The organism is Bilophila sp. (genome assembly GCF_057864385.1).
Map to the genome: position 1 here is coordinate 1 of NZ_DBMAFI010000119.1, position 4,651 is coordinate 4,651.

The 4,651-nt window shown below is 57.8% G+C and carries 6 protein-coding genes; 5 read left to right on the plus strand and 1 reads right to left on the minus strand.

The window, feature by feature from the left end; genetic code table 11:
- The 3 genes from ACZM8Y_RS17715 to ACZM8Y_RS17725 all read left to right on the plus strand — a co-directional run.
- Positions 1–247: hypothetical protein (locus ACZM8Y_RS17715; protein ID WP_489501962.1), on the plus strand; the 247-nt coding region annotated here is incomplete at its 5' end.
- Positions 248–642: 395 nt separating this feature from the next.
- A complete protein-coding gene (locus ACZM8Y_RS17720; RefSeq protein ID WP_302551876.1) occupies positions 643–903 on the plus strand; it encodes a BTB/POZ domain-containing protein KCTD2 in 261 nt (86 codons plus the stop codon).
- 226 nt (positions 904–1,129) lie between these two features.
- Positions 1,130–1,996 carry a helix-turn-helix domain-containing protein gene (locus ACZM8Y_RS17725; protein WP_489501964.1) on the plus strand — a complete coding sequence of 289 codons (867 nt, stop codon included), beginning with the start codon at positions 1,130–1,132 and terminating at the stop codon, positions 1,994–1,996.
- 274 nt (positions 1,997–2,270) lie between these two features.
- Here the strand turns inward: ACZM8Y_RS17725 and ACZM8Y_RS17730 are convergent, their stop codons facing one another.
- Positions 2,271–3,680 carry a sigma-54 interaction domain-containing protein gene (locus tag ACZM8Y_RS17730; RefSeq protein ID WP_482333455.1) on the minus strand — a complete coding sequence of 470 codons (1,410 nt, stop codon included), beginning with the start codon at positions 3,678–3,680 and terminating at the stop codon, positions 2,271–2,273.
- 318 nt (positions 3,681–3,998) lie between these two features.
- Here ACZM8Y_RS17730 and ACZM8Y_RS17735 point away from each other — a divergent pair, with 318 nt between their 5' ends.
- Positions 3,999–4,436 (plus strand): OsmC family peroxiredoxin, encoded by a 438-nt coding sequence (locus ACZM8Y_RS17735; protein WP_479859657.1) that lies wholly within the window; start codon positions 3,999–4,001, stop codon positions 4,434–4,436.
- A gap of 10 nt (positions 4,437–4,446) precedes the next feature.
- On the plus strand, positions 4,447–4,651 hold a 205-nt coding region (locus ACZM8Y_RS17740), incomplete at its 3' end, for an FAD-dependent oxidoreductase (protein WP_489501965.1).

The window sequence follows — 4,651 nt, forward strand, 5'->3', positions numbered from 1 at the left end:
CCATAGAAAATGGCTGATGCTTTTTTCCTTGAAGTTCCAAGGGAATAACCGGCAAAATGCCTTGGTTATGGATTCCGCCGAGGGAACCCGGAGAAAAAGGCTGTCTTTTCACCGTGCTGTGGAGATGAAACAACCGCACACTATGACAGGGCCATTGAAAAACAGCCTTTTTATCTGGTTTTCCCGTTGCCCGGCTTCATGGCTGAGGGATTTTGTTGGTTATCCTTTTGGGATTGGCTGTCCATAGAAAATGGCTGATGCTTTTTTCCTTGAAGTTCCAAGGGAATAACCGGCAAAATGCCTTGGTTATGGATTCCGCCGAGGGAACCCGGAGAAAAAGGCCGTATTTTTACCGCGCTGTGGAGATGAAACAACTACATCCTATCAGGGCCTTGGGATTTTAAGGAAGAAGGCATCAACCGTTTGCTGTGACCCAGCCTTCCCAATCAGGGAAAAATCTTCGCGGCGGATGGTTCCAACATACTGCCGTTATGTGACTGCACCTGCTGGTTGCCGGAATGTAAACCGGCGGTTGGTGGCGATTGGAAGGGGGATCGGGCAAACAGGATTTGTCGGAAAGGCTCCCAAATGGCATCGGAAAGCCGCCCGGCAGGAAATCTTTTTTAAAGGAGTATCCCTTTTATGAGAAAGTTGATCGTATGCGCGGCTGTGGCCCTGACGCTCGGAATGGCTGGCTTGGCTCAGGCCGGATGCACCGCCGAGGAAGCCCAGCAAAAGGCTACGGCCTTTGCGCAGGCCGTACAGGCCAAATCGCAGCAAGACCCTGAGGGGTACGCCAAGGTGATGCAGGAGCTTCAGCCTGAGCTTCTCCAGCTCCAGCAGAAACAGGACGTTGATGCGCTGTGCGCGTTCTACGATAAGGCCCTTTCCAAATTAAAGTAATACTCCGTATATTTTACGGATACACGATCGGCGGGCGCCTTCCGGGGGCCCGCCGTTTGCTTTGCCGCTGCATGGGAGGAATCCCCACGGGATTTAATAATACACTGTCATTTCATCCTTTTTCGGTGATGCTTGTCTGCTGGCATATGCCGCCAGCCGGGAAATGCCCGCCGTGCCCTTTTTCTCATGGATTTGACTTATCCGCCGGAAACGCTATAGACGCCCGATGACGAGGAAGCATCTCAATATCGGCGGAAAAATACAGGCACGCCGAAAGGCAATGGGCCTTTCCCAAGAGGAACTGGCACAGCTTACGGGCGTATCGCGCCAGTCGGTCACCAAATGGGAAACCGGGCAGTCCGCACCGGATCTGGACAGGTTGGTGGAGCTTGCCGATGTGCTCGGCGTGAGCCTCGATTTCCTGCTCAGGGGGCCGCAGCGGGTTTCCTCCCCCTCCTCGTCACCTTCTTCTTCTTCTTCTTCTTCTTCTTCTTCTTCTTCTTCTTCTTTCATTGCTGCGGATTCCCCGCCCCTTGTTGAGGAGTACCCGCCGGGCGTGTCCGGCATTCCCCAAGAGGCGGCCCCTTCCCTAACAGGGGCGGGTTCAGCCGTTGTTGCGGAGAGCGTTGCCTTCTGTGGGCAGGTTTCCCCTGTTGCATCTGGAAAAGAAGCCGATCCCCTTTTCGGTATTGCGGGATGTCCCTCGGTACCGCTTTCCGGGGTTGCGGGGCTTTCCTCCGGCCTGCCGGAAACGCCCCTTCCTGAATCCGCCTCGTCCGATAAGCCGGTGTTCCCTGCTTCTCCGGCCCGTCCTGAGGGTTCCGGGGGGCATGGTTCCGATCTTCGGCCTCTCCTGCGCCATGCCGCCGCGATATGCGGGATCGTGCTGTTCATGATCGGAGGGCTTGGGCTGCTGGCCCTTTGGACGCTTTCCCTGATGCATCCCGTGCAGTTAACGGACTGGGACGGTTCGCGTCATACGGGCCTGTGGGGATTTCTGCTTGCCCACGAAATCCGTTCCCTGTTCTGGGTGGCTTCTGGCCTGCTGGCCTCCGGCGTTGCCCTTGCCGTCGGGGTGTGGCGGGTGCGGTAGTTTTTTGGGGTTTGTATGCGGGCTGGGAGAGCGCGGAAATTGGGAGGGGAGGTGGAACCTTTTTTCAAAGGCTGTGCCATAGAAAGCGGTTGATGTTTTTTCTTGAAATTCCAAAGGAATAATCGGCAAAATGCCCTAACCTTGGATTCAGCCAAGGGGAAAACTGGAGAAAAAGGTTGTATGCCCACTGTGCTGTGGAGATGAAACACCCACATACCGTGACGGAGCCTCCCCAAAAAGATTCCCCCTCCCCAATCTTCTCATTCCCCTTCGCCTATCTCCCCATGCCGAGCCGCTTCATCTTGCGCTGGAGGGTGCGCAGATTCAGGCCGAGAGCCTCGGCTGCGTCGCCCCTGCGCCAGCGGCAGCGTTCAAGAGCCTGCCGGATCATGCGCTCCTCAAGCTGAAGCGTGGCGTTCTCAAGGGTAAGCCCCTCGTGATGCAGGGCGGGGAAAAGCAGATCCGTCTTGCCTGCATCCCCGAGGGATTCAAGGGCCACATCCCCGAAGGCCGTGTAACGGTCGAGAAAATTGTGCAGCTCGCGCACGTTGCCGGGCCAGTCGTAATGCTCCATCGCCAAACGCACCTGGAGCGGCAGGGCGCAGGTGATGCCCTTGCGCTCCATGTAGGCCTCGACAAGCAGCGGGATGTCCCCGTGCCGCTCGCGCAGGGGCGGCAATGTGATGGAAAGCACATGGACGCGGTAATAAAAATCCGAGCGCATCTTTTTTTCCAAAACCATTTTTGAAAGGTCTTGGTTCGTGGCCGCGACCAGACGGAAGGCCGAAACCTTGGGGGTGTTGCTACCGACAGGGGTATACATCTTGTTTTCGATGGCCCGGAGCAGTTTTACTTGGAGATGGATGGGCAGTTCGCCGATCTCGTCAAGGAACAGCGTGCCGTTGTGGGCCGCCCCGATGTATCCTTCCTTGTTGGCATGCGCTCCGGAGAAGGCCCCCTTGGTGTGCCCGAAAAATTCACTCTCCAGAAGCTGTTCGGGAATGGCCCCGCAGTTGACCGGGACGTAGTTGCCCTTCCGGGCGCTGTACTCGTGGATGGCCTTGGCGACGAGATCCTTGCCCGAACCGGTCTCGCCGTAAATGATGACGTTGGTGTCCGTTTCGGCGGCCTTGAGGATGAGGCCGTATACCCTCCGCATGGCCTCGCTTTTGCCGACGATGTTTCCCAACCCGTAGAGATTGCTGACGGAAGCCTTGAGCTGGCGGTTTTCTTCCTTGAGCTCAAGCTCTTGGAACTTCTGTTCGCTGATGTCCATCATCAGCCCTTCGAGGTAGCGCAGTTCGCCGTCGGCGTCGAAAACCCCCTCGCCCTGATCCCATATCCATTTCAGCCGCCCGGACGGGAGCGAAACCCGGTACATCACCTGATAGGGCTGGTGCGCGACAATACTGTCATAGATGTTCCGGCGCGTCTTCTGGAGATCGTCGGGATGCATCATACGCTCGATGGTATTGTTGTTGTTCCGCACCATGTCCTCGGCGGGGATGCCGAGCAGATCATAACTGCCTTTGCTGACGAATTCCAACGTATATTCAAGGCGTTCCGATATGATAGGGTCGGTGCGGTCCACGCGGCAGCGATAGGCCAGACCCGGCAGGTGGTTGAGCAGCCTGACGTAGCTTTCCTCCACGGCAAGGCCGGGAACGGATGCGAAGAGTTCCATCGGATTCTCCCCTGAATGATTTGTCGTCTTTAGCGACATTTTTGTCGCTTCTGTTGTGCAGTATTTCACGTTTTAGGGCGGACGGCAAGGCCAGATGCGGGGGGAAACGGCCCATGCCGGTGATTCGCTCTTTTTTTCTCAAGAAAGATGTACGGATAGGGAAACAGGATTTTCCGGGGGGATAAAGCCGGGCGGAGGGGAGGGCGGCAAAGGCCCCGGATGGCGTTGGCATCCAAAATGCAAAAGAAAAGGCAGCCAAGGGAAGCCAAACGCGGCCAGCGCCGCCATGTTCCGTAATCCATCCGGGAGGATATGCCCATGTCACACGAACTCAGCGTTTCCATCGCCCGCCGGGGCGCCAAAGTCGATCTGGATATGGAATCCGCCGCTTTCGGCGTCATTTCCATCGACGGGGAGCAGATCCCCGCCGAAGAACGGCCCGGCACGGCCAAGAAGCTGCTCGCCTCGTCCGCGCTCTACTGTTACTGCGCGGCGCTGGACAAGGCGCTCGAAACCCGCAGCGCCAAGTACCGCCGCATCGAAGGCAAGGCCACGGTGCGCACCGGCACGGACGACAAGGGCCGGGGCCGCGTGACCGGGATCGATCTGGACGTGACCGTGTTCATGGATCAGGAATACGAGTTCATTTTCGGCCGCGTGGAAAAGATCATGAAGCAGGGCTGTCTGATCACGGGCTCGCTCGAAGCGGCCTTCCCGGTGAAATACAATCTGAATCTCGAATGCGACGAGGACTAGGAGGCGCGCCATGTCCATACGCCTGACCGTCATCGGGGGAGGCCCCGGCGGATACACGGCCGCCTTTGCCGCCGCCCGCGCCGGGATGTCCGTGACCCTCGTGGAAAGCGGGAACCTCGGCGGGACCTGCCTGAACAACGGCTGCATCCCCACCAAGACGCTGAAAGCCTCCGCCGACGCGCTGGAGCTGGCTTTGCGCCTGTCCCAGTTCGGTA

What these genes read in the sequence shown, in the direction of transcription:
- ACZM8Y_RS17720 (WP_302551876.1), top strand. Translation starts at nt 643, where the DNA reads ATGAGAAAGTTGATCGTATGCGCGGCTGTGGCCCTGACGCTCGGAATG.
- ACZM8Y_RS17730 (WP_482333455.1), bottom strand. Translation starts at nt 3,680, where the DNA reads ATGGAACTCTTCGCATCCGTTCCCGGCCTTGCCGTGGAGGAAAGCTAC.
- ACZM8Y_RS17725 (WP_489501964.1), top strand. Translation starts at nt 1,130, where the DNA reads ATGACGAGGAAGCATCTCAATATCGGCGGAAAAATACAGGCACGCCGA.
- ACZM8Y_RS17735 (WP_479859657.1), top strand. Translation starts at nt 3,999, where the DNA reads ATGTCACACGAACTCAGCGTTTCCATCGCCCGCCGGGGCGCCAAAGTC.